This window comes from Nitrosomonas sp. Nm84 (assembly GCF_003201565.1).
Classification (GTDB): Bacteria; Pseudomonadota; Gammaproteobacteria; order Burkholderiales; family Nitrosomonadaceae; genus Nitrosomonas.
On record NZ_QJJP01000007.1, the window covers coordinates 22863 to 47526 of the forward strand.

General features: G+C 46.8%; 30 protein-coding genes and 1 tRNA gene. 20 read left to right on the top strand and 11 right to left on the bottom strand.

Annotated elements, in window-relative coordinates; genetic code table 11:
• Positions 1–12: 12 nt before the first annotated feature.
• The 8 genes from rsmD to C8R34_RS05295 all read left to right on the top strand — a co-directional run bounded on the left by rsmD (position 13) and on the right by C8R34_RS05295 (position 6481).
• Positions 13–567, top strand: coding sequence for a 16S rRNA (guanine(966)-N(2))-methyltransferase RsmD (gene rsmD / locus C8R34_RS05260; protein ID WP_110338532.1), 555 nt, complete (start codon positions 13–15; stop codon positions 565–567).
• Positions 560–1039, top strand: coding sequence for a pantetheine-phosphate adenylyltransferase (gene coaD, locus C8R34_RS05265; protein WP_110338534.1), 480 nt, complete (start codon positions 560–562; stop codon positions 1037–1039). Before rsmD ends, coaD begins: the two co-directional genes overlap by 8 nt.
• A gap of 20 nt (positions 1040–1059) precedes the next feature.
• The gene (locus tag C8R34_RS05270) at positions 1060–1311 is read left to right on the top strand and encodes a YfhL family 4Fe-4S dicluster ferredoxin (protein WP_110338536.1); all 252 of its coding nucleotides are present in this window, start codon (positions 1060–1062) and stop codon (positions 1309–1311) included.
• Positions 1312–1621: 310 nt separating this feature from the next.
• Complete coding sequence (locus C8R34_RS05275) at positions 1622–2665, top strand: type IV pilus twitching motility protein PilT (RefSeq protein ID WP_110338538.1); 1044 nt, start codon at positions 1622–1624, stop codon at positions 2663–2665.
• A 38-nt stretch (positions 2666–2703) separates the two neighbouring features.
• A complete protein-coding gene (locus C8R34_RS05280; protein WP_110338540.1) occupies positions 2704–3840 on the top strand; it encodes a PilT/PilU family type 4a pilus ATPase in 1137 nt (378 codons plus the stop codon).
• A 445-nt stretch (positions 3841–4285) separates the two neighbouring features.
• Positions 4286–4948, top strand: a complete 663-nt coding sequence (locus tag C8R34_RS05285) for a protocatechuate 3,4-dioxygenase (RefSeq protein ID WP_110338542.1) — start codon at positions 4286–4288, stop codon at positions 4946–4948.
• Between the two features lie 3 nt (positions 4949–4951).
• Positions 4952–5902: a thioredoxin-disulfide reductase gene (trxB, locus tag C8R34_RS05290; protein WP_110338544.1), complete on the top strand. Its 951-nt coding sequence runs from the start codon at positions 4952–4954 to the stop codon at positions 5900–5902.
• A gap of 30 nt (positions 5903–5932) precedes the next feature.
• The gene (locus tag C8R34_RS05295; protein ID WP_110338546.1) at positions 5933–6481 is read left to right on the top strand and encodes a Smr/MutS family protein; all 549 of its coding nucleotides are present in this window, start codon (positions 5933–5935) and stop codon (positions 6479–6481) included.
• 42 nt (positions 6482–6523) lie between these two features.
• Here the strand turns inward: C8R34_RS05295 and C8R34_RS05300 are convergent, their stop codons facing one another.
• The 3 genes from C8R34_RS05300 to C8R34_RS05310 form a co-directional block, all read right to left on the bottom strand.
• Positions 6524–6895, bottom strand: a complete 372-nt coding sequence (locus tag C8R34_RS05300; RefSeq protein ID WP_110338548.1) for a TraR/DksA C4-type zinc finger protein — start codon at positions 6893–6895, stop codon at positions 6524–6526.
• 98 nt (positions 6896–6993) lie between these two features.
• Positions 6994–7527, bottom strand: a complete 534-nt coding sequence (locus C8R34_RS05305; RefSeq protein ID WP_110338550.1) for a peroxiredoxin — start codon at positions 7525–7527, stop codon at positions 6994–6996.
• 24 nt (positions 7528–7551) lie between these two features.
• Complete coding sequence (locus tag C8R34_RS05310; protein ID WP_110338552.1) at positions 7552–8775, bottom strand: MFS transporter; 1224 nt, start codon at positions 8773–8775, stop codon at positions 7552–7554.
• Positions 8776–8804: 29 nt separating this feature from the next.
• On the opposite strand from C8R34_RS05310, the gene C8R34_RS05315 reads away from it, so the two are divergent.
• Together C8R34_RS05315 and C8R34_RS05320 are read left to right on the top strand one after the other, a co-directional pair.
• A tRNA-Arg gene (locus tag C8R34_RS05315) sits at positions 8805–8880 on the top strand.
• 174 nt (positions 8881–9054) lie between these two features.
• Positions 9055–9678: a reverse transcriptase domain-containing protein gene (locus C8R34_RS05320; protein WP_110338554.1), complete on the top strand. Its 624-nt coding sequence runs from the start codon at positions 9055–9057 to the stop codon at positions 9676–9678.
• Between the two features lie 205 nt (positions 9679–9883).
• On the opposite strand, the gene C8R34_RS05325 is transcribed toward C8R34_RS05320, so the two are convergent.
• Positions 9884–10450, bottom strand: a complete 567-nt coding sequence (locus C8R34_RS05325) for a DUF1566 domain-containing protein (RefSeq protein WP_110338556.1) — start codon at positions 10448–10450, stop codon at positions 9884–9886.
• Between the two features lie 1078 nt (positions 10451–11528).
• On the opposite strand from C8R34_RS05325, the gene C8R34_RS05335 reads away from it, so the two are divergent.
• The 3 genes from C8R34_RS05335 to C8R34_RS05345 all read left to right on the top strand — a co-directional run bounded on the left by C8R34_RS05335 (position 11529) and on the right by C8R34_RS05345 (position 13395).
• Positions 11529–11879: a four-helix bundle copper-binding protein gene (locus C8R34_RS05335; RefSeq protein WP_110338558.1), complete on the top strand. Its 351-nt coding sequence runs from the start codon at positions 11529–11531 to the stop codon at positions 11877–11879.
• Between the two features lie 77 nt (positions 11880–11956).
• Positions 11957–12259, top strand: a complete 303-nt coding sequence (locus C8R34_RS05340; RefSeq protein WP_375342117.1) for a BON domain-containing protein — start codon at positions 11957–11959, stop codon at positions 12257–12259.
• An 89-nt stretch (positions 12260–12348) separates the two neighbouring features.
• Positions 12349–13395 carry a catalase family protein gene (locus C8R34_RS05345; protein WP_110338562.1) on the top strand — a complete coding sequence of 349 codons (1047 nt, stop codon included), beginning with the start codon at positions 12349–12351 and terminating at the stop codon, positions 13393–13395.
• 3 nt (positions 13396–13398) lie between these two features.
• Here C8R34_RS05345 and C8R34_RS05350 read toward each other — a convergent pair whose 3' ends face one another.
• Together C8R34_RS05350 and C8R34_RS17340 are read right to left on the bottom strand one after the other, a co-directional pair.
• Positions 13399–14118 (bottom strand): Crp/Fnr family transcriptional regulator, encoded by a 720-nt coding sequence (locus tag C8R34_RS05350; RefSeq protein WP_110338564.1) that lies wholly within the window; start codon positions 14116–14118, stop codon positions 13399–13401.
• 229 nt (positions 14119–14347) lie between these two features.
• A complete protein-coding gene (locus tag C8R34_RS17340; protein WP_207896445.1) occupies positions 14348–14638 on the bottom strand; it encodes a helix-turn-helix domain-containing protein in 291 nt (96 codons plus the stop codon).
• A 264-nt stretch (positions 14639–14902) separates the two neighbouring features.
• Here C8R34_RS17340 and C8R34_RS05360 point away from each other — a divergent pair, with 264 nt between their 5' ends.
• The 7 genes from C8R34_RS05360 to C8R34_RS05380 all read left to right on the top strand — a co-directional run bounded on the left by C8R34_RS05360 (position 14903) and on the right by C8R34_RS05380 (position 19845).
• Positions 14903–15925 carry a ketopantoate reductase family protein gene (locus C8R34_RS05360; protein WP_110338566.1) on the top strand — a complete coding sequence of 341 codons (1023 nt, stop codon included), beginning with the start codon at positions 14903–14905 and terminating at the stop codon, positions 15923–15925.
• Entirely contained in the window at positions 15922–16905 is a 984-nt protein-coding gene (locus C8R34_RS05365; RefSeq protein WP_110338568.1) for an SDR family oxidoreductase, read from the top strand. Before C8R34_RS05360 ends, C8R34_RS05365 begins: the two co-directional genes overlap by 4 nt.
• A 111-nt stretch (positions 16906–17016) precedes the next feature.
• Positions 17017–17148 carry a hypothetical protein gene (locus tag C8R34_RS16885; RefSeq protein ID WP_258364368.1) on the top strand — a complete coding sequence of 44 codons (132 nt, stop codon included), beginning with the start codon at positions 17017–17019 and terminating at the stop codon, positions 17146–17148.
• A 92-nt stretch (positions 17149–17240) separates the two neighbouring features.
• A complete protein-coding gene (locus C8R34_RS16640) occupies positions 17241–17420 on the top strand; it encodes a hypothetical protein (protein WP_132467072.1) in 180 nt (59 codons plus the stop codon).
• Complete coding sequence (locus tag C8R34_RS05370; RefSeq protein WP_132467073.1) at positions 17417–18712, top strand: DUF2254 domain-containing protein; 1296 nt, start codon at positions 17417–17419, stop codon at positions 18710–18712. The genes C8R34_RS16640 and C8R34_RS05370 overlap by 4 nt, the downstream gene beginning before the upstream one ends.
• Positions 18675–18896, top strand: coding sequence for a Pvc16 family protein (locus C8R34_RS16420; protein WP_165872530.1), 222 nt, complete (start codon positions 18675–18677; stop codon positions 18894–18896). The genes C8R34_RS05370 and C8R34_RS16420 overlap by 38 nt, the downstream gene beginning before the upstream one ends.
• Positions 18897–18984: 88 nt before the next feature.
• Positions 18985–19845 (top strand): hypothetical protein, encoded by an 861-nt coding sequence (locus C8R34_RS05380; RefSeq protein WP_110338574.1) that lies wholly within the window; start codon positions 18985–18987, stop codon positions 19843–19845.
• A gap of 27 nt (positions 19846–19872) precedes the next feature.
• Here the strand turns inward: C8R34_RS05380 and speA are convergent, their stop codons facing one another.
• The 5 genes from speA to C8R34_RS05410 form a co-directional block, all read right to left on the bottom strand.
• The gene (gene speA / locus C8R34_RS05385) at positions 19873–21828 is read right to left on the bottom strand and encodes a biosynthetic arginine decarboxylase (protein ID WP_110338576.1); all 1956 of its coding nucleotides are present in this window, start codon (positions 21826–21828) and stop codon (positions 19873–19875) included.
• 11 nt (positions 21829–21839) lie between these two features.
• Positions 21840–22784 carry an agmatinase gene (gene speB / locus C8R34_RS05390; protein WP_110338578.1) on the bottom strand — a complete coding sequence of 315 codons (945 nt, stop codon included), beginning with the start codon at positions 22782–22784 and terminating at the stop codon, positions 21840–21842.
• 182 nt (positions 22785–22966) lie between these two features.
• A complete protein-coding gene (locus C8R34_RS05395) occupies positions 22967–23476 on the bottom strand; it encodes a DUF4112 domain-containing protein (protein WP_258364369.1) in 510 nt (169 codons plus the stop codon).
• Between the two features lie 170 nt (positions 23477–23646).
• Positions 23647–23832 carry a PLDc N-terminal domain-containing protein gene (locus C8R34_RS05400; protein ID WP_110338582.1) on the bottom strand — a complete coding sequence of 62 codons (186 nt, stop codon included), beginning with the start codon at positions 23830–23832 and terminating at the stop codon, positions 23647–23649.
• A 275-nt stretch (positions 23833–24107) separates the two neighbouring features.
• Positions 24108–24275, bottom strand: coding sequence for a DUF1328 domain-containing protein (locus tag C8R34_RS05410; protein ID WP_110338586.1), 168 nt, complete (start codon positions 24273–24275; stop codon positions 24108–24110).
• Positions 24276–24664: the final 389 nt, after the last annotated feature.

A 24664-nucleotide genomic window follows, 5' to 3' on the forward strand; every position in this document is an offset into this window, starting at 1 on the left:
AATTTTTGACACATGGCTGCAGCACAAGGGAAAGTCCGCATCATTGCCGGTTGCTGGCGTAGTCGCCTGATAGTTTTTCCGGATCGACCAGATTTACGACCTACGTCAAGCAGAATACGCGAAACAGTATTTAATTGGTTAGGGCAAGATTTGGATGGTTTATGCTGTCTCGATTTATTTGCGGGGAGTGGCGCGCTGGGTTTCGAGGCTGCATCGCGGGGTGCAGCACAAGTAGTGATGGTCGATACAGACGCTAGCGCTTACAAGGCATTGTATGAAAACAAACAAAAATTACAGGCAATGCAGGTTGAATTGGTGATGATGAATGCATTGAATTTTATCCATTCCGATATGCGGAAATTTGATGTCATCTTTCTTGATCCGCCTTACCGTCTTGAATTGTTATCGGAGTTGTTGCCATTACTGCCGCCGCATCTTGCAGACGACGGACTGGTCTATATCGAAACCGGAAGCGCTTGGATTCCAGATACCCAGTGGCATGTGAAACGTAGTGCAAAAGCCGGTACGGTACACTATCAACTTTTGGAGTTGGCACTTAATGGATAAAGCCATTTATCCCGGCACTTTTGATCCCATCACACGCGGACATGAAGATCTTGTTCGACGCGCTTCACGCTTATTCGATCAAGTTGTCGTGGCGGTAGCCGTGAGCAGCAGCAAAAAACCATTTTTTACGTTAGAGGAAAGGGTGGAAATGGCGCAGAAGGTTTTATCGGATTGCTCGAATGTTAAGATCATGGCGTTTTCGGGTTTGTTAATGAATTTTCTGCAACAACAAAATGCACGAGTTATTTTACGTGGCTTGCGTGCTGCATCTGATTTTGAGTACGAGTTTCAAATGGCGGGAATGAACCGTGGTATGTATCCTGACGTGGAAACTTTATTTATGACGCCTTCTGAGCAGTATATGTTTATTTCTGCAACCATTGTGCGCGAAATTGCGTCTCTGGGCGGTAATGCGGATGCATTTGTACATCCTTTGGTAGCACAAAAGTTGCGAGCAAGAATAACGAAATAGTTTTGAGAGAATTAAATTAAATGGCACTGATTATTACAGATGAATGTATCAATTGCGACGTGTGTGAACCCGAATGCCCTAATGGCGCCATTTCACAGGGTGAAGAAATCTATCAGATCGATGCCAGCTTATGCACGGAATGTGTTGGGCACTATCATGAGCCGCAATGTATAGAAGTATGTCCGGTTGATTGTATTGTGACTAATCCTGATAAAATTGAGAGCAAAGAGCAGTTACAAGCGAAATATGAATCACTCATTGCCACAAAATGAGCTTTTCAGCATAAGGTACTCAATTACTACATATTACCTTTTCAATACCGAGAAACCCTCCTTGTTTAATCATCAGCGCGATACCAACGGTATTTCCAGCTGAATCACTCTAATAGCGATTTGTAAAAATTCAATGTACCAAGTGAATTTCTATATTCATTAGCGCGCTTTTATCTATATCAGCACTCCCTTAATTTTTGTTTGTATCTCCCGTTAGCAAGTGGATTAACTCAGGTACTTTTGCTTGGGATTTATTAATCTTTTCAGACACTCAACAGTACATTCAATACTGTCACCAAAGGGTATCGCAATGAATATACTAGAATTGCTAGCTTTCGTGGTTAAAAACAGTGCTTCAGATTTACATTTATCGGCAGGTATGCCACCGATGATTCGTGTGCATGGTGAGATTCGACGCATCAATTTGCCCGAAATGGATCATAAAGAAGTGCACAGTATGGTGTACGACATTATGAATGATAGCCAGAGAAAAGCGTATGAAGAATACCTGGAATGTGATTTCTCCTTTGCCGTCCCAAACCTTGCACGTTTTCGCGTCAATGCTTTCAATACACAACGCGGTGCTGCAGCTGTGATGCGCACGATTCCATCAAAGGTTTTGAGTTTGGAAGATATTAAAGCACCTAAAATATTCGCTGAGATTGCAAAGCAACCGCGAGGGGTTGTATTGGTCACAGGTCCGACGGGCTCAGGAAAATCCACCACATTGGCGGCCATGATCAATAGCATTAACGAGAATGATTATGGTCATATCCTGACTCTCGAAGATCCGATAGAATTCGTGCATGAAAGCAAGAAATGCCTAATTAATCAGCGTGAGGTTGGGCGGGATACATTAAGCTTTTCTAATGCACTGCGTTCGGCATTACGCGAAGATCCTGACATTATCCTGGTAGGTGAAATGCGTGACTTGGAAACTATGCGCTTAGCAATGACTGCGGCCGAAACGGGACATTTGGTTTTTGGTACATTGCATACTAGCTCTGCCGCGAAAACTATTGATCGTATTATCGATGTCTTTCCTGCAGAAGAAAAAGAAATGATGCGTTCAATGCTATCTGAATCATTACGGGCTGTTATTTCACAGGCACTACTAAAAACCAAAGACGGAAAGGGTCGTGTAGCAGCTCATGAAATAATGATCGGCACGCCAGCTATCCGTAACCTGATACGGGAGGGCAAGGTTGCGCAGATGTATTCGGCAATTCAAACGGGGCAAAATGTAGGTATGCAGACATTGGATCAGAATTTGACAGACTTGGTGAAACGCAATGTGATTTCAGTAGCTGAAGCACGAGGCAAAGCGATGAATAAAGACAATTTCAAGATTTGATAAGTTGTTTAGATTAATCAGAATTCCAGAGGTATATTATGGATAAAGAGCAAGCAACAAAATTCATGTCTGATTTGCTACGCCTGATGCTCAGCAAAAAGGCTTCAGATTTGTTCATCACAGCCGGTTTTCCACCCGCATTCAAAATTGATGGAAAAATGACACCGGTTTCTCAGCAATCACTCTCTGCACAACATACTGAAATACTCGCCAGAGCCATTATGAATGACAAACAGGCTGCTGAGTTTGAAACTACCAAGGAGGCTAATTTTGCGATTAATCCTTCTGGGATCGGCCGTTTCCGAGTGAATGCCTTTGTGCAACAACAACGGGTTGGTATCGTGTTACGTACTATCACAACCAAAATCCCCGAGTTTGATGATCTGGGTTTGCCGCAAGTGCTTAAGGAAGTTGTAATGAGTAAGCGTGGCCTGGTGATTTTTGTAGGCGGCACAGGCTCAGGAAAATCGACATCAATGGCGGCATTAATCGGCCATCGTAATCAAAATAGCTATGGTCATATCATTACCATTGAAGATCCGGTGGAATATGTGCATGAACATATTCATTGTGTAATCACTCAGCGCGAAGTGGGTGTTGATACCGAGTCATGGGAAGCTGCCTTAAAAAACACACTGCGGCAAGCACCTGATGTCATTTTGATCGGAGAAATTCGCGATCGCGAAACGATGGAACACGCCATTGCATTTGCTGAAACCGGGCATCTGTGCATGGGAACATTACATGCGAACAGTGCAAATCAAGCGTTGGATCGTATTATCAATTTTTTTCCAGAAGAGCGCCGGACGCAATTATTAATGGATTTGTCACTGAATTTAAAAGCACTGGTGGCACAACGACTGGTACCAGCAAAAAGTGGCAATGGCCGTGTAGCCGCTATTGAAGTGTTGCTTAATTCTCCGTTGATTGCAGATTTGGTTTTTAAAGGAAATGTTCATGAAATTAAGGAAATCATGAAAAAATCTCGTGAAATGGGGATGCAGACATTTGATACAGCGCTGTTTGAGCTTTATGAAGCGGGTAAAATCAGCTATGAAGATGCACTTAGGAATGCTGATTCCATGAATGAGCTGCGCTTACAAATTAAACTTAACAGTACCGAAGCTCAAGATAGAGATTTTGCTTCGAGTGTAGATCAACTGGCAATAACGTAATTTGTGTGGTTCCTGCTGGTGAATATTTAATCCTTTCGTGTATTCGCAGACTTCAGCACCGTAATCATAAACATAATGATTTGGCTGCCTTTTGGGGAAATTTTCCCCCAACTCGTTCTTATTTATAATATATTCAAAGCTCACCCTAGGAATACGGTGAGCTTTTTGTTGCCTTATACACTTCCTCTCAATGACCCCAAAACAAAAAAGATTCTGCGAAGAATAACTATCTTTGCGAAATCCCGTAAATTTCTTATTTCAATGTAATCAGTTATGTTCGATACCTGTCTCGCGTCGACTGTCCTATCGACCACTGGGTGACACCTTTTCAAAAGGATAATGTCCAACAAACGTAATTTGCTTAATGGTTATAGCTTTCTTATCGATGCTAATATTTCTTGTATCCGTTTGGTGATAAAACAGCAATTTTCATATGAGTACTAACATGAGAACAATCTCCAGAAGGCGCATGGTTAAATTAAGCATGTTGGGTAGCATGGCTGGTGCGTTTGGTTTCAGCAGCAGTTTCGGTAAAGTGTTGGCGATCATGTCGACGCCCAGTGAAACGGAAGGGCCGTTCTATCCGGTAAACGATCAGCGCGATAAAGATGCTGATTTGACACAAGTTGATGGGCATACGGGCATAGCTCAAGGTCAGCACATTATCGTCAGCGGTCAAGTCACGGATATCGCCGGTAATCCAATTGACAAGGTACTGTTGGATATTTGGCAGGCGGATGCCAATGGCCGTTACCGTCATCCGCGTGATCCCAACACGGCAAAGCTGGATGAAAACTTCCAGGGCTGGGCGGTTATCAGAAGTGATAGCAGTGGCCTGTTTCGCTTTAAAACAGTAATACCCGGCGCTTATCCCGCCAGCAGTAACTGGATCAGACCGCCACATATTCACTTTAAGATCTCCAAACAAGGTTACCGTGCACTGACAACGCAAATGTATTTTCCAAATGAAGCACTCAACAAGACGGATTTATTGTTGCGCAATAAATCCGCGGCGGAGCAGTCGGTCATGATCGCTAAGAAGGCAAACCAGCAAGGCAATTTGCCTATTTACGAGTACAATATTGTTCTCGATTTACTTCATAAATAAATTATGACAACCAAACACAGTTCATTGCTTATCCTGGGCTCCGGGCCGGCGGGTTATACCGCTGCGGTGTACGCGGCGCGTGCTAATCTGAATCCGGTCGTGATTACCGGATTAGCGCAGGGTGGGCAGTTGATGACAACGACTGACGTGGACAATTGGCCGGCTGATGCGATGGGCGTACAAGGGCCGGAATTGATGGAGCGGTTTCAGAAACATGCAGAGCGTTTTGATACCGAAATCATTTTTGATCATATCCATACGGCGAAACTGGCGGAGAAGCCGATCACGTTAATCGGCGATCAGGGGACTTATACCTGTGATGCGCTGATTATTGCTACTGGCGCTTCCGCGCAGTATCTGGGCTTGCCTTCGGAAGAAGCATTTATGGGACGCGGTGTGTCGGGTTGCGCAACCTGTGACGGCTTTTTCTATAAAGGACAGGATGTTGCTGTTATTGGTGGCGGCAATACTGCGGTGGAAGAGGCGCTTTATCTTGCCAATATTGCACGTAGCGTAACGGTAGTTCACCGGCGTGATCAGTTCCGCTCGGAAAAAATTCTGATCGACAAATTGATGGATAAGGTTCGCAACGGCAATATCAAATTGGCACTGAATCATGTTTTGGACGAAGTGCTAGGTGATCAATCCGGCGTGACCGGCATGCGTATCAAAAGCATACAAGATAATTCCATGCAAACAATAGAGTTGCAGGGTGTTTTTATCGCGATCGGCCATAAACCCAATACAGATATTTTTAACGGGCAACTGCAGATGGAGAACGGTTATATTGTGACTCGCAGTGGCGGTCAGGGCAATGCGACAGCTACTAGCATACCCGGTGTATTTGCCGCAGGTGATGTACAGGATCACATCTACCGTCAGGCGGTAACCAGTGCTGCCAGTGGTTGCATGGCGGCATTGGATGCGGAAAAATACCTCGATGGCTTAAAATAAATTAAAACGAATCAGTAATGTAGTGACGGGATGTCGAAAAAAGATTGGGGTAAGGAAAGTGACGAAATGGCGCTGTTTCACGCGGCAATGCGTGATGTAGCGCCGTTACCCGTCTCAGATAAAGTGATCTCCAGCAATTCAAAAATCCCGCCGATTCCCAGAAAGGCAAGCTATCAGGAACAAGCCGTATCCGCAGATGCGCTTTCAGACCATATTACTGTCGAGATTGAAGCGGGCGATGCGTGGTCTTATGTGCGTCCCGGCATGCCGCATCAAACATTACGGCGGTTACGCCGCGGTTACTGGAGAATCCAGGATGATCTGGATTTACATGGTTTTACGCGCGATGAAGCCCGGCAGGAGTTAAGCGTTTTCCTGGATGAATGTGTACGCAAAAACTTTCGCTGCGCTCGTGTCATTCACGGCAAAGGACTGACATCAAAAAACCGCGAGCCGGTTTTGAAAGCCCGAGTCGGGAATTGGTTGATGCAGCGTGCGGATGTGCTGGCTTTTTGTCAAGCCAAACCTGAGGATGGTGGTGGCGGTGCCATCCTGATTCTGCTTAGAGACAACACCTAACAGGCTGTTAATTGAAATGCGGGAAAAGAAATGCTCTCTGACTTATAACGAAGGATTCGATTCCTTCAAAAACGCTTTTTCGTATGCACCCTGACATTGAACGCAGCGCTGCGCTGACGGATATACAAGCAACCGCTCAAAGCTAATTTCGTTGCCGCAATCAATACAATCGCCGAATTCCAGTTCACTCAGATACTTCATCGACATTTCCAATTCGCGCATCTCGTTAATCTGCCGGTCAACCAGCGCCGTATCGATATCATCCGGTATATTATTCAAATATTCTGCCAGCTCAAAATCATGAATACCCTTGGTATGCGCCAGTTCGTTGCGCACTTCTTGCTGTAAATCCAGGTAACGCTTGTGTAATGCAGCTTTAAGCTGCACCAGTTGATCTTCGGTAAAATTTGCCATCCTGTCTCCTTTCAGTATCGTTCCCTGCATGTTGTCTGGAACGAAGTTTCAATTGCTGATGGAAATCAAAAACATCATTCTTTGAAATTCCCCGCTCGTTATGCTGCTTGTAAACGTTTTAAATCGTTCGCCACCTCAGTGGAGTTACGTGTCGCACTGGCCGACAAATACATGCGTGCAATTTTTCCCTGCGGATCAATCAGAAATGTATTACGTCTGGCAAATTTAACAATACCCAGGTTAGTCAGGGAATGGTAGCGCGCCGCTGTTTCTGCTGTAGTATCCGCCAGCAATGGAAATTGCAGATGATATTTTTTAGCAAAATCGGCATGGCTGCTCGCACCATCGACACTCACGCCAATCACCTCGGCACCCAGATCCGCCAGCTCCTGGAGGCCATCACGAAAGGCGCAGGCCTGCTTAGTACATCCGGGTGTATCGTCTTTTGGATAAAAATATAAAGCCAGCCATTTTCCCTTAAAATCAGCCAGTGCATGTGTTTTCCCGTGCTGATCGGCCAGCTTAAAATCAGGAGCGGACTGACCCAGCTTCAGTGATTGTGTGTTTCTGGAAAAAAACCAGAACATGAACCCCAACGCAACTACCGATAAAATAATCGCAAACCATTCCATGATATTTATCTGTCCTTATTTGTTCTATTGATGTCGAACCGGCCAAGCCCACAAGCGCAACAATAGTGTAGCCAGAAGTGCTAACAGGCTGGCAAATAAAAATGCTGCTGCCGCGCTGTATACATGCCATATCACCCCAAACAGCAATCCCGCCGGGATAGCGGCGATGCCGCTCACCAAATGATACCAGCCAAACGCTGTACCATGTTCATCGGGCGATGCATAGTCGCTGATCAATGCACGCTCCGCACCTTCGCTCATGCCCATCAACAAACCATAAAAAATACTCACCATCCATAGCCCAAAGCCGGTTGTTACTTGGCTTAACATTAAAAACGCTATCGCAAGTGCCGACCAGCCGATCAAAATCAAAGCACCGCGCCCGAAATGATCCGCTAACTGCCCTCCCTGCGTGGAAGTAATCGCTTTGGCAAGATTGAGCGCCGCCCAAAGTAATAGTAGCTCGACAACGCCAATACCTAGTTCATGACCGAATAACAAAATAAAAGTTTCAGAAGCGCGTGCAAAGGTGAATAGCATCAATACCCATAAGTAATGCTGCATTGGCACAGACAATGCGGACCAGCGCAGCGGCGGAAGCGCTCGCGGTAATTCTACAGATTGAGTTTGACTGTTTTTCTCGTCTTTGACGCCTGCGCCCAACAATGCTACTGCGACAAAACCGGGAATCGCGGACCATAAAATCACTTCACTTAAGCTTAAATCAGACCAAGCCAGCACAGCCGCTGCCGCCAATGCACCTGCGACCGCTCCTGCATTATCCAAAGCCCGATGAAAACCAAACGCATAACCGCGCATATGTGATGGTGTCGCATCGGCTACCATCGCGTCCCGCGGTGCGCTGCGTAAACCCTTGCCGACACGATCAATACTGCGCAGTAATAATACCGTAACCCACGAACCCGCCAGTCCGAGCAGTGGTCGTGCCAGATTGGAAAGCGTATAACCCGTTAACGCTAAGCCTTTTCGTCGTCCGCTCATCACATCGGAATGCCGCCCCGACCATAATTTCAGAAAACAAGCCAACGCATCCGCAACCCCCTCGATCAATCCCAACGCAATCGGCCCGGCCGCCAGCACAGTCGCTAATAATATCGGAATCAGCGGTACGACAATATCCGAAGCAAAGTCATTGAAGAAACTGACTAATCCAAGAACAACCACCGTTTTGGGTAATTTTTTTGAAACAACTGGATTTAAGGGATTTGGCTGATCAGGTTTATGCATGGTGTGTATTAGCGTAAAATACCGAATGTGCCCTGGTAGCTCAGTGGATAGAGCAACCCCCTCCTAAGGGGTAGGTCGCACGTTCGATTCGTGTTCAGGGCGCCAATTGATCAATTGCTTTGTTATTCCTTGCTATTTTGTAATACCAAGGGGTGTTGATATTGTAACCATTTTGTAACTACGCTTTATCAATGGATCCGACATTTCTAATTAGCAAGAACTTTATAATACTTACTTCTAATGTGACTCGGTGCGATTTTTTAATGCTCAGCGTAATGAATTCTTTTTAACAGCTTCTATGAATCGATCGATCAACAATTGCTGGTAGAAAAACTTTATACATGCATTGAGCATAAAGGTCTTCGGCGTTATCTTTATCAGATTATCCATAGAACCGTAGAGTATGGCGGCAATTATCGCGAGATAACGCAAGGTATTTCAAGAGATTGTTTTTTAAGTCCGATCTTTGGCGCTTTATACTTAAAGGTGTTAGATGAATTATTTACAAAATTCAATGGCTACTACATCCGTTATATGGATGACATACTCATTATGACCAAGACCCGATGGCAAAACAGAAAGGCCATCAAATTAATGAATGAATGCTTTAGCCAGCTAAAAGTCGAGCAACATCCGGATAAAACATTTATAGGAAGAATTGAGAAGGGCTTTGATTTTCTGGGCTATCACTTTTCCAGAGAACCATTACATGTAGCAAATATTACAATTAAGAAACACGCTGAACGTATCATCCGGCTTTATGAGCAACAGAAAACCAAAAAAGCCACCTCCGAAGAGATGGCTTTGGTTCTGGGGCTGTACGTTAAGCGTTGGCGACGATGGTGCGGGGCTAAATGCTCTTTTTATGCGTTGTCGCTTTATAGGCGCGGTGTATGCTTCTGACCTGTTCCTAGAATTAAAGCCTGCATGTGTTTTTGTTGATGAAAAATGAATAATACTGTGTCGAAAATTTATGTGGCATCCATAATTCATCAACATCTACTGCGTTTGTATTTCTGCTGTGTGCGTTTTAGAATAGTGCGCCGAAATTATAATTCCAGCTGGTATCGTTTAATTCGGCATGATTTAAATTAGTTTGGCTTGAATATTAGAAATGTCGGATGGCGCGGACACTCTGTACGTGAGTCTTGAGTACTGTGGCGGGTGTTGATGTGGGGGGGTTGAATAATATGCTCCACGCGAAAATTGCGTCCGCCTCGGTAGAACTCCAATAAGTTATACCGTCCATACCACCCACTACGACTCTCTGATCGAATAGGATAAATAATTCGTGCTTTGTGGGTAATCGCCAACCTGGGCCGTTATTTTCAGCCACTTCTTTTGCGTCATACCAGTTACTCGCGGGGCCGTCAAAGGACTTTGCTGCCATGCCGTGCTGCCCCGTTTCGTCGACCCAGAACACAATGCTGCCATCGGGTAATACGTCGCCTATTGCGCGAACGGGTGGCGTGATACCACTAATTTTTGAATCTACGGTAGCAATGGCTGCATTCTGTCCGGCATCAATGGTGGCCTGATTGGTTACCACGGCATTTAATTGCTCTACCGTAGCTTTTTCTCCCACGGCCAACACATTTCCAGACAGCATGATTGCAATACTGAATAACAGAATATATAGAATAGTTAAGGGTTGCTTACTCAAATTTTGTTTCATTGGAATCTCCAAATAATAAAGTTTCTAAATTTTGCTCGCTTTCATGAATCAACAAGCAGGGGTGGTTTCAAGTCCTGATACCAGTTGCTTACGAAGCATAAAGGTATTGCACCTGGACGTTTCGTACCTTTTATTAAATCAACCTTATTGAAAGGCGCAGGGAAATATCCAGTTGAAAGTCTATAGAATATAAGCAGGTTTGCATAGTGGTCATTAATGCATTGATTCTTTGTGTTGGCAGGCTAATACCCATTATTTGATTCTTTCTATTATTGATAATAGTTGGATATTAATTTTCTGATCATTGATTGTCTGAGAATTCGTACAGTTATTAACAGAACTCCAAGGCGACTGCGCCGTAAATGCGTCCTCGCGGTCGCTCCCACTCGGGCGCTTTGCGATTCGCCGTTCAGTCTGTTTTGTGTTCACTGCACATTTTTGAATGTGCCATTGGTGTAAGCGTGTCGGTAATTGGATAGTATCGGTTTCAATGCCGCAGATTTTCTTGCCCATCGGGTCGCCATACTTGCCCCGCTCTTTCGAGTCGATTTTCATGAGCTTGATGGGATTGTCTTTGCGGTTGGAAGTTACCCCAGGCCAAGGGTGAATAAACACGGAAACTGAAACATTGATGATGCGCGCTTACAGGGAAACCCAGAGTTACATTGAAATAAGAAAGTTACGTGATTTTGCAAAGGTCTCTCATAGTAATTACCGAATCATCGATATACTGCTCACTTGTTTCAGTTTTCTCAGCGATAGACTTTTTTGCGTCATCAAATCCTTTTCTTCTTGCTTTGTCATTTGCTCACTTTTGTTCAGCCTTTTCAATCAGACAATTCAGTTTCTGTTCTGCTTTTTCAGTAGATCCCCCTTGTTGACAACTCGCCAGACCAAGCACTTATGTATGCTACCGAACAGACTTCAGTTACTTTCACAGTTAGTATCCTTTAAGTGCAAGTGTGGCTCCAGTTTCTCCTCAGAGCTTAACTGGATCGGAATTGTGTGGTTATGCGCCTAACATTTTATTAATCATGCTTGCTTATTTACCTTGGTACGCTTTTTTTAGGAGAATCACATGGATCAGACGACCAACGCCAAACATGTCATGCAAGCCTGTATAGATGCCAGCAGTCGTTGTCACCAGGTCTGCCTGGAAACTGGGATGAACCATTGCCTTGAAGCGGGTGGAAAACACGTTGAAGCAAGTCACTTTCGTCTTTTGATGAATTGTGCCGAGATCTGTCAGACTTCAGCTAATTTTATGCTTAGCAGTTCTCATTTTCAGCATGCTCTTTGCGGAATCTGTGCCGAGATTTGTGAAGCCTGTGCAGCAGATTGCGAGAAAATCGGCGATATGGACGAATGTGTCAAAGCATGTAAAAATTGCGCCGAGACATGTCGACAAATGGCAAATATCCGACACTAGGCATGTAATCGTCGTAAGAGAGCGGTATCAGATGGGTGGTTAAATAATTAATAGGAGATTCGATCATGAAACATGTTATGCAATTATTCTTCACCTCTTTTTTGGTCTTGACATTGCTAACAGCGATGGGGTGTGGATCAACTCATAAGCAAGAAGGAACTGGTGAATATTTTGACGATACCGTTATTACCGCAAAGGTTAAAGCAGCCATATTGAATGAACCAACGTTAAAATCAGCTGAAATCAATGTTGAAACCTTTAAGGGCGTCGTGCAATTAAGTGGTTTTGTAAGTTCCTCTGCCGGTATTAGCAAGGCAGTCGAGGTAGCGCAGGGTGTTACTGGTGTAAAGTCGGTCAAAAATAGCATGCAGCTCAAATAGAACAGAGAGCCACGCTCGAACCATTCCATGTGAAGAAAATGCGCGCATAAGGATGGTTGTTGCTATGGGTATTCCGGAGGTACATTGAAATGGTAAAGAAAGGGTTTCTTCTGAGTCTGGGTCTAATAGTTTTCTTTCCGGCTTATACCTTTAGTAACGAGTTAGTACCTGCGAATGAGGCTGTGGCGATTCAGCAGATCGCGCAGATCGTTGAGGAAAATATTCGCACCGAAGCCAAAAATGGCTCTGCTCACCGGGATGCCCACTTCAAAGCGCACGGCTGCGTGAAAGCGCAGTTTCGCGTTCTCCAGTTGCCCAAAGAAATCAGCATCGGAATCTTCGCAGAAGCACGTGAATATCCTGCCTGGATCCGTTATTCCAATGGGTCCGGAAAAGTGCAGAATGATTCGGTCGGCGATGGTCGTGGCATGGCTATTAAGCTCATGGGCGTTGAACGTAGCCAATCCGGCACACAAGATTTTGTGATGGTCAATCATCCGGTATTTTTCGTGAAAAATGCAGCGGACTATGTTGAATTTCAGAAGGCAATTGTGGAAGACAGTCCTATCAAATTCTTTTTGCCGGGCGCCAATCCGTTGAATTTTCGTTTGCATGAGCTTGCGATTGCTACCGCGATTCGAAGTAGGAAGGTTGATGATCCGTTGGATATTCAATACTGGAGTGCGACGCCTTACCGCTTCGGCGATACCGCCATGAAGTTCTCCGCTCGTGCTTGCGATAAACCAGTTAAGCCTCCATCTGCGGAGACTACTTCTCCCAATTTTCTGCGCGAAAATATGCAGAAGCATCTCGACCATGGTGATGCGTGCTTTGATTTCATGGTCCAGCTACGCAAACACGCTGCAGAAATGCCCATTGAGGATCCCACCGTTGAATGGAGCGAGAAAGATTCGCCTTTTATCCCCGTAGCGAAAATTACCATTTCATCACAACAATTCAATACACCCGAGCAACTTAAGTTCTGTGAAGACCTTTCTTTCACGCCCTGGCACGCTGTTCTTGATCATCAACCACTGGGAGGGATCAATCGCGTGCGTAAGGCGGTTTACGAAACATCTTCTCGCATTCGCCATGAACTGAATGGCGTCGAACGTCGTGAACCGATTGGTTTCTGACCGTTAATTGGATACAGAACCTAGAATTTTTTCGTAAATCTCTTTCTCTGTTTGATAACATCCGCAAGAGACGGCTTCCAACCCGGCGCGGTCGAGAATCTTAATATCCCCGCGTCTGTAGCTGATTAACGCTTTTTTCTGTAGCGAATTTGCTGCCTTGGTGATGCCGACACGTCGTACACCCAGCATATAGGCCAGAAGCTCGTGAGTGACGTAGAATTGATCTGATTGCGCCCGGTCATGCGTCATCAATAGCCAGCGGGCTAAGCGGGTCTCTACGACATGAAAACGATTACATCCAGCTGTTTGCGCAATCTGACTCATCACGACATAAAAATAGCGCTTTAGCTTCGACTGCAATGCAGTACTTTTTTCAAGTTCGTGGAGAAATACTGATTTCGATAGGCATAGTGCTTGGCCTGCTCCCTGAACCAATGCGTCAAATGGCGCAATATCAACCGCCAGTATCAAGGGAAGGCCGAACATTCCTTCATGACCGATTAGCCCTACTTCTAGATTGTGGTTGTTATCAATGGGCCTTACCAGGGAAATAAAACCCGTGGTCGGAAAATAAACATGTGAAATCAAATCACCCGCCCGATACAGTGTCTCTGCAACGATCAGTTCAGTCTCTTCACAACTTGCAAGTAACTGCTTATAATCATTGTGAGGTAAGGTAGCCAGCAGATGATTAGTACCAATAACTACTGGAACAAATGACATGGGTGTGCTCGCTAAGATTCAGACGGTCAAATTACTGTAGAAGATTACTGCTGTCTGTACGGTAGTGCACGTATTTCAATTTAGCTTCAGCAGTATGGTAGCGAGGAACCACTGGTAAGCTAAGATCGAAACTGTAGTCCTCTGAAACGTGAGGTTTACTAGAGCGCCATGATTGGTATTTTTCCTTAAGCTCATCCAGATTAGGATAAAACTGATCGGTACCAATGGGTTATGCTGATATGGAATCAAATATGAAAAGTATGCGATCGAATTCCTTTCGGACTACCTGGTAGCATTCACGGACCCGCGCCTCCAGTCTCTTTCGATCTAACACCGTGATATGCTTCTGGCTATATTGAGTCATTTCTGCCTGCTGCAATTTTCCGGCAGTTTCCGTAACTTCTTCACGGCGTACGTCCAGCATATTGGCATCAGGTGAATCACAGCTTCTTCCACATGCTGAATCATCTTGATTTAGATGACCTTCTGTTGCAAAAGCACTGAGTGAGAAAAGAATCATAGTTAAAACACTGGTATGGCATATAACGTGATTGTTCCCATGTTCATTTGTTAACACCGGTAAAATGGCTACTTAAAAGCATTTCGATGCTGCTGTATAGCACACCAGAATCATTTTGCGTGCGTTATCGTACATACGACGCTTATTGAAGTTAATACATTCAGGTATACTGATCCTGGATAGTGGTGGATTGATTCTGTACATTGGGATCCATCCTATGGAATCCACAGATACTGTTTAACTCAATCTTTTCAGGATTCATAGATGCCCAGATTACTCAATAAACCAATTCATATTGTAGGCATAGGCGGTATTGGCGCAGTGCTTGGGTGGGCTTTGGCTCAAGCGGGCTATTCTGTAATCCTGATCGACAATCATCCCGGCAAAATTGCAGAAAGTGGAAAGGACGGCATAACGGTAGTTGGATTGGGAACGCAAAAAATACCCGTCGTGGCTTTTGATGACTGGATTCCACCGGATGAAGGTTTTATTCTGCTTTGTACTAAAACCTATGATAATCCAGCAGTACTAGCCCGTTTGTCTGACGATGCCTTCTTGGTGCCGGTTCAAAATGGTTTTGATCCAGAGCTGGAGCGGCGTAATCATGCGTGTGAAGGTATAGCCTCTTTTGTATCGGAATGTCAGCGCGATCGCCCCGTAACACGAATCACGCGACCGGGTAGCCTGCATATCGGGGCACGTCGATCTATCACAGCCGATGAGCAGGGTGAAATAATGTCACTGGCTACTGCCGTGGGAAAAGCCAAATTGTTTCCCGTCGAACTGGTTCCGGATGTTCGGCCTTATAAAGCGACCAAGCTGATGTACAATGCCGCCATCTCACCACTGGCGGCGATGGCAGGTGTGGACAATGGGGAATTATTGACCGGTCAATTGGCTAAAGCGCTTTTTTTTGCATTGCTGCTCGAAAATTATGCGATTCTCCAACAAGCTGGAATTCCTCTTGCGCGTATCGGGCCGTTTCATCCCGATACAGTATCCCTGATTCTACGTACACCTTGGTTACCGGCACTGATGGCTATATTTTTCCGTCCATCATTACGCGGGACATACTGTTCCATGGCACCTGATATTCACGCCGAGCATGCTCGCACAGAAATCGATGCTTATACCGGTCATCTTATTCGGCTTGCTGGAAAGTTTTCTTGTCCTTTGAATCATGCTACGTTTGCGCTCATTCAGAAAATAACCTCTGAGGGTTTGAAGCCCCAATATCAACATTTGCAGGATTTGGCAGATCATTTGCCGGAAGGAATTCTATCTTGATTTTGGTCACTGGAGGTGCTGGTTTCCTAGGTTCGCATTTGGTGACACAGTTGTTGGATGCGAACGAATCTGTTCGTGTACTGGAACGGCCGGGAGCTTCCGTCGATCATTTGCCGCTGGATCGAATTGAACTAGTGAGTGCTGACATTCGAGATGAACCAGCTGTGCGGAAAGCCACGCGTGATTGCGAATATGTCTATCATCTTGCAGCCGATCCAAACCTTTGGTGCCGCGATCGTCGGGAATTCGATAAGATTAATCATCTTGGTACCGTCCATGTGATGCGTGCCGCGCTTGACAGCGGAGCTAAGCGGATTTTGTACACCAGTACTGAAAGCATCCTGTCATCTCATAATCCGGAAGAACGTTTCGTTGAAAAGCTGCACCTCAACGCCAGTGATATGGTGGGCCCATACTGCCTCAGCAAGTTTCATGCGGAAAAAGAAGTTTTCCGCATGGTTGAAGAAGGTGCTCCCATTATTGTAGTCAGCCCCACTTTGCCCGTAGGGCCCGGGGACCGATTACAGACGCCCCCCACTCGCTTGTCGCTCGCTTTTTGTAGAGGCGAATTACCTGGCTATTTGGAATGCAATTTCAATCTCATTGATGCCAGGGATGTAGCGACGGGAATGATTCTGGCGATGCAGAAGGGAAGAACGGGGATTCGTTATCTACTGGGCGGAGAGAATCTCCGGCTTTCGGATTGGTTAAGTATTCTGAGTGAAGAGACTCATCAGCCCTTGCCGCGTTGGAAAGTTCCTTATCCACTGGCTTTGCTTGTGGCATGGTTTAGTGAACTGTGGGCAGATTATGTGAGTGGAAAAATTCCGATCGCCACGGTAACCGGGGTACGTCTAACCCGCCGTCATATGATGTTTGATTCCTCTGTCAGCTCGAAAGAACTCGGATTGCATCCTCGTCCGATACGTGAAGCCGCGCGGGATGCCATTGCCTGGTACCGATCGCAGGGTTGGCTCTAGCAGAGCTTGAAGAACGGTCTGCGTCGCCGCTGGGGTGTTAAAAACTGAAGTATGCTGATTTTCAAGGAGTCCGAAGTTTCATAAAATGAAGGGATGAAATGGAGGATGGAAATGGAATTATCGCTTACTCAATATAGTCAGGAATTTAGGGAGCAATCAATTAAGTTTTTAAAAGAGAGTGGATTGACACTGGTCGAAGCAGCAAAACGACTGTCGCCACCCAAGGGGACGCCAAAAAACTGAGTTTATGCTGACAAACAGGGAGAAGTAGCGGAAGTGAAGATGGAGCGTAACTTTATAAAAAAGTGTGCGACGTATTTCGCGAAGGAGTCGCGGTGAGATACGGTTCGATTAAATCTCTGCGACAAAGCCATTCGGTTGCACTCATGTGTCGTGTATTTAATGTTTCCGAGAGCAGTTTTTATGCGCAAAGAACTCGCCCGCTTTGCAACCGCATGGTCAATCTGATGTCGATGCGACTGAACAACGAGGACGCCGGACGATTCGGGCGATGATGTACAAGTTCTGGATCCTGCTGAGAGACCGCCGCAACCGCATCTGGGTGAGTTCGGCTGTGTCGATGTTGCTGGCGGTGGCACTCGCGTTACTGGCGAAGGTGGCGACGCATTTCATAAACGAAGCGCACGTGCCGTCGATCGAGGCGGAGATGATCGACGATCTGCTGTCGGTCGTGGCATCAAGCATGCTCGCCGTGACAATCTTCTCGCTCGGCATCCTCGTGTCGGCCTATGCATCAGTGGCCGGCGGGGCCACGCCGCGCGCGACCGAACTGGTGATGGGCGACGACGGCACAAGGCGTGCGATCGGTGCCTTCATCGCCGCGTTCATCTATGCGGTGGTGGCGAAGATCGCACTCGGCCTGGGCTACTACGGCGCGCAAGGCCGCTTTGTGCTGTTGCTGGCCACGCTTGCCATGCTTACGTACCTAGTGGTGCGTCTCGTGCTGTGGGTGCGTACGCTGTCGACACTCGGTCGGCTGCCCGACACCCTGGCTCGCTTGGAGGCCGCCGCCGGGCGCGCGCTCGAGCTGCAGGCGTTGCAGCCTTTCATGGGCGCGGTCGAGGGCCCGCCGACGCCGCCATTCGGTACCCCGGTGCTCGCGCACAAGATCGGTTACCTCACGCACATTGACCTGGGATCGCTCGAGACCACGGCCGCCGAGCTGGGCCATCGCGTGCACGTGCGCGTGCGCCCCGGCCACTACGTGGACCCCGAGACGTGCCTTGCCGTGATGGAAGGTGAAGGTGCCTGCGACGACGGGCAAGCTGCGCGGATCCTCAATGCGTTCGTGATCGGCCCCGAACGCACCTTCGACCAGGACTCGCGCTTTGGTCTGCTGGTGCTGAGCGAGGTGGCGCAACGCGCGCTTTCTCCGGCCGTCAATGATCCTGGCACCGCGATCCAGGTGATGGCGGTGCTGACACGTTTGCTGGTGCAGACGCAGCGTCTGCGCGCGCAAAAGGGCTTGCTTGCTCCGAAGCACACGCACCTGAGTGTGGTGCCGATCGACGAGGCCAAATGGATCACCGACGCCTTCGCCCCTATCGGCCGTGACGGTGCGGGTTCGATCGAAATCGGCCTGCGCCTGCAATACTTTCTCGCCGTGGTCGCCCGCCACGGCGATGCCGCGACGCGGCGCGAGGCCGAGAGGATATCGGCCGCGCAGGTACAACGCGGACGTGAGAGCCTTACGCTCGAGCAGGAGCGCAAGGCGTTGCTGGCTCGGCATCGCGACCTGTTCGCGACGCGTGCATCATGGCACGCCGCCGACCGATATCCAAGTTAACGCTGAACGCAGTTTTCTGGATATCGGAAATCTTTCGATTCAGGATCTGAGTGATTTATGGGGTTCTTTGGATGGGGAATATCTGCCTTCAATACTGTATCGCGTACGTGTGGTTGCTTTCGATACCGAAGATATCGTGGGGCGTATCCCTGTTGTGAGTGAACCTAAATCCACGGTACGATAGGCTGCGCCAGGGTGCTTGATAAAGTGATGACATGATGATTGTATTTTCGAGGTGTTGATTCAGAGAAAAATCAAGGATTGATCAGAACATGGGTGCTTATCGTTTGCTATTGAGTGTTACTGTTGAACATGCTTATTTCTCAGGGAAGAACTGCGAGGCGCTCGAATTTATTCCCACAGGATCTTGCGCTAAGTTACTAAGGAAAGTAGGTTTGCTGCTTAAATCGTCGGAAAGTGGCATTGCAGTTTATTATGATGAAGAAAAGATCGATATCCTGCGCCTTCACGCAGAAGATGAATTAACTTTAGATTTTAAGGTCTTTTCCAGAGACAGCAGTTTTTTTTGCTATACAAACCCTGGTGCACCGCCTGATAGCGCGATTCTTTTTTTCAATAATCAGCGTATAACACAAGATGCAGAGGGCAAACAAATGTTGCATTCTGATCCAAATGTGACTGAACGTGCATGGATGGATATGACTGAAGGTCTCCTGCGGGAGATGCTGGATCAAAAAGATTATTTTGTGAAGCCTGCTTTTATTTTGCAAATGTTGGTTACCGCCGATGAACAAGGATTGTGTTCAGAAAAACCGGATGCAGCCGCACGGAAGTTTTATATTCGATTCACAACCAATCAAGCTTTCTGGAAATACTATATTCTCGGTGACCTCTCGAAACGCAATGTCTACATAGCGGATTTGGATAATAAAATCCCATTCGAAAATATAGGGAATATTGTATTGCCTGGGCAGCGTGAGGCGGTCCTGCTACAGTCGTCAGTAGCGATTCCAATGCAAGAACAATATGCTCATCGCTTGCAATTAAAGGAGTCCGGTAGTATGGGAGACAAAGTGCTCATCAAACGCTTGCCCAATGCGAGCGTGAGTCAGATGGTCGGGGAAGTAATGAATGGAAGAATGGAAAATATTTCGGAGATTTATGTTAATTAGCTGTAGTGACCCTGGTCATCGTTCATGCTATGACCGTTCATTGGCGCTGACATCACAATAAGTGGTGTCTCCCAGGCGCTGGGTATAATTATTAAGAATCCGTGTCCCCTCCGCAGGCTTGATACGCCCCGCGTTGATCTGTCGACGGATGAATTCCGACATGCGTCGCCCTAGGTCATTGGGAAAATATTGCACCTGGCTCAGCATTTCCCTGACACTGATTCCCTTCAGCAATTCTTCTATCCAAAAACCGTTTTCTTCCTCCGCTTTCGCATAAACATGCACCTCATCGACACGGCCGAACAGATTGTGGGCGTCTCCCAGTATCTCCTGATAAGCCCCGACAAGAAAAATACCCAGATAATACGATTCATCCTGACGAAAATCATGTAGAAGCAGGCAATCACTGGTACCGGACGATGATACATACTGGCTCACCTTACCATCCGAATCACAAGTCAGATCAACCAACTGTCCACGTCGCTCGGGTTTTTCCTGCAATCGATGCAGCGGCATCACCGGGAATATCTGGCCGATGGCCCAGTGATCGATGATCGAATGAAAAACTGAGAAATCTCCCAGATACATGTCCGTGAGCTGCTTTTCCAGCTCCACTTGCTCGGCCGAGACCGGACTCAACTCAGCGGCCGCTAGCTTGCGCAACACTTCACGACAAATACTCCAGTACAAGCTGTCCGAGTGCGCCATATGTTCAACAGACAAATAACCCAAACGCGCCATCTGCTCGGTCTCCTGACGGATTTCCTGCGCGTCGTGATAACATTCCAGCAACACGCCACTTTTCTGTGCGGATTGTGCATCGTTGTATACCGATGCCATGCGTAACACCACGGCAGGCATGTGAGCCGGCAAATCAGACATGGGCGGGCTGTCCGGCCTGTGTACGCCCAGCACAGGAACCACCAGTACGGAATGATGCGCAGTGAGGGCGCGACCGCTTTCTGACAGAAGATTCGGCATGGGAACCTGTCGCTCATCACAAATTTCTTTGATCGTATACACGACCACATTGGCATATTCACGCAGTCCGTAATTAATGGATGATTCCGGGTTGTCGTAATCACCACCGTAATTTACTCCGAGCCCGCCGCCGACATCCAGATACTTGATCTGCAGGCCCCGTAACATCAGATCCGCATAAATCTGCATGATCTCTTTGACCGCGCTGCGCAGCACCTGAATATCCGTAATTTGACTTCCCAAATGAAAATGCAACAGCTCCAACTGCCCGGCCATCTCCCGGCTTTCCAGTGTCTGTATCAGTTTTAGCAGCTCCGGAATGGTCAATCCAAACTTGGAACTGGCGCCGCCGGACTCAAACCATCGCCCCGCCCCCTTGGTGTTGAGTTTCAACCGCACACCCAATCGGGGTTTCATCTGGCGCGCTTCGGCCAAATTCATCAGTTGCTCAAACTCCGAGTATTTCTCAATGATCGGTACCACTTGCTGTCCAATCTGTTGTGCATTCAGCATGAGGGATAGCATCGTACGATCCTTGACGCCGTTGCAAAGCAGCAGTGTCTCATCGGCAATCAGCGGCAGCACGGCCAACAACTCCGCTTTGGAACCGCATTCCAGTCCGATATTGAATTCCCGACCGGCCTCCAGGATTTCCGCCACCACTTCTTGCAACTGATTGACTTTAATGGGATAAATGCTGCGGTAGGTTCCTTCATAGCCGCTGTCCTGAATCGCCATCTGAAATCTCTGATTCAGGCGTCGTACGCGCGAACTGATCACGTCCTGAAAACGAATCAGCATTGGCAGAGCAGCACCCTCAGCGTGAGCCGCGCGAATCACGTCCATGACATCTATGTGCAGTTCCTGGCCGTCGATCGGGCAAACCGAGACATGACCGCGTTCGTTTACCGAATAAAAGCCGTCTCCCCACTTTTCCATGGCATATAGTGCCTGTGAATCGGCGCAGGACCAGTCGTGCTGTGCTACTACATTACTTGTCATCGGTTATTTTCTCAACGTCGCTGTTGGTGATTTTCAGCGTACAGGCATAACAACTCAATAGCGATCTGCGCGGCCGCCAGTGCAGTAATTTCCGCATGATCATAAGCGGGGGCCACTTCGACAACATCCATACCCACCAGATTGATGCCCTTGAGTTCACGAATAATGTTCAACGCCTGAAAGGTTGATAATCCCCCTGGAACCGGCGTGCCGGTGCCTGGTGCAAAAGCCGGATCCAGACAATCGATGTCAAAGGTGATGTAAACCGGAGAATTTCCCACCCGCTCGCGTATTTGTTTGGCGATGTCGCGACCAGGTATCTGATGCGCATCTGCGGCGGAAACAATATGAAAGCCCAGCGTGTCGTCATTGGTGGTGCGAATGCCGATTTGGGTGGAGGTTGCAGGGTTGACAATCTTTTCCAGCGCTGCCTGGTAAAACATGGTGCCGTGATTGATACCATTGCCAGAGGAAGGCCAGGTATCGGTATGGGCATCAAAGTGAATCAAACTAAGTGGGCCATACGCGGCGGCGTGTGCTCGTAAACTGGGGTAAGCGATAAAATGATCTCCGCCGAGCACCAGAGCTGCTGCACCAGCATCCACAATACTGGCGATATGCTTCTCGATATGCGACACGCTCAACAAATCTCCGTCAGCAGGTTCGCAATCACCGTAATCAATCACGCGTAACGCAGCCATCGGATCCGTATGCCAAGGCCATGGACGTTCCCATGCCAGCGATAGCGACGCATTACGAATGGCGCGAGGTCCCAATCGTGCGCCGGGTCGGTTAGTGGTGGCAATATCCAACGGCACACCGGTTACAGCCACATCAACCCCTGTCATATCTGTCTGATAAGGCACGCGAAAAAAACTGGCTGCACCCCCGAAACTCAGGGTGTGCGACATGCCCTGCCCCGGTTTGCCCCTAAACCCATTATCCCAAGTGTTCATAAATACTCCTTGCTGTCGCCTGAAAAAATAAACACTTTTCTGCTGGATTCAATATACGTAAACCCTCATGTATAGTCAAACACACTCAAGATGCTCATTGATTACGCAACATCTAGCTGGCAAGATGATATTTAGGTGATTGACTGAGATAAGCCAAGAGGTGGCGCCATGATTTTGTAAATTCAGCTTCCTTGGACTGACAGCCAAAGCCAACGCATCAGCAGAAAGCCCAGCATACCAATCAAGACCACTACGCCAAATGCTGAGAAGCCTAAAATCCCAACAAAAACACGACTATGCGTTACAGTTCTTTCTGGCTGTTCGAGATAGTCATTTAGCAATTTTACATTGCGTTGATTGGCTTTCCAGACGAAATCGGAGACGTCTCCTAAAACCGGAAGTATGCCCAGGATTGCATCAAATCCAATATTAAAAGCCATTTTCAGAAGAATCGAGTTTGGTGCTCCCATATGAGCTGCTTGTGTCAGAATGTGGCTTGAGATTATTGCGCCTAAAGCATCGCCTATTCCCGGGATCAATCCGATCAGGCCATCAAAACCAAAACGTATTTGTGTGCCTGGAATACGAAAAGAGCTATCCATTAGCCAAGCAAGTCGGCTTAATTTATCTTTCGTTTCGTCAAGTTGAGCTCTGTTCATGTGAATTTCATCTTTTGATTTGTTATGAAACAACTAACTACCCATAACAGTAAGTTTCTGTCGCGTACTTGGATATAAATAATTAATTAATTAATATCAAATTATCTAATAGAGCAAAGGGTAGAATCAATTCTGCGTGATTTCTAGTCAGCGGCAACGCAGATAATTTTTCAACAGCCTCTGACGAGGCTTATCAGTAATCCTCAACTATTCCCTTTAGGTCCCAAAAAAAACCATAGGATCAGACCGACTAAAGGCAGAATCAAAATGAGTACTATCCACAATACCTTGTGTCCTGTGGCTGCTGAACTTTGGGAAACCTTTATAATCGCCCATACATTCAGGACTAACAAAATAAGACCAGAAATACCGCCAACTTCAATGCCCATGATTAATTCTCCTTAGTCAACCCAACCCCCGGAGCACGCTCAATGGCAACGGCGTTAGCGGCGCTCATGTTGGCAGCGCGCCGCTGATCACCGTTTTCCTCCATAACTAGTTTGCTGATTGCTTAATTGCTTTGCCGCCCTTCTGAGCATCCTTCCCCACGCCACTCAAAGTGTTACATGCAGACATTGGGTAATAGAAATTTAAGCAATCAGTAAGGTTAATGTGGGGTCTAATAAAAAAATAAAATTCTTGTGAGGGTGCATAAATTTCTATCTCAAGATGGAGGAGGCCGCCTTCCCGTTAGAAAGAAAAATATGGCCATAATAATACCGATCACAAACGCTATCCAGGCTATTTGGGTTGCCGTACCCGCAATACCTGAAAAACCTAGAACACCCGCAATAATAGCGATGATCAGAAATGTAACTGCCCAGCTAATCATGTGTTTTCTCCTTATTTTTTTAAGAATCAATGACGATCGAATAAAAAATATTCGGTTGTTTAGTACAGTGAAGCGGTTTCCAAAACTTATTCCGTTATTGGACGATCCTGTCAACGCTAGTTAATAATTTTCTTTCATGTTTGTTGCTACATTGAGGTTTTTTAGCTTGAATCATGACAAAGGTCATTTTCATCCCATGGAATTTCAAGCTCCTGGGATTTCCTAGGAATAAACTTAGGACTTTAATAATCCTCCTAATCTTTACGTCGATCTGTACGTAACCGTACATATAACTGTGTTCTAGAAAATATCAACAATGCGCTGGGTTAAATCTCATCAAGGTACGTAATCGCCAATAGGGGCATGGGAGCGTTGCACCACTATGAAAT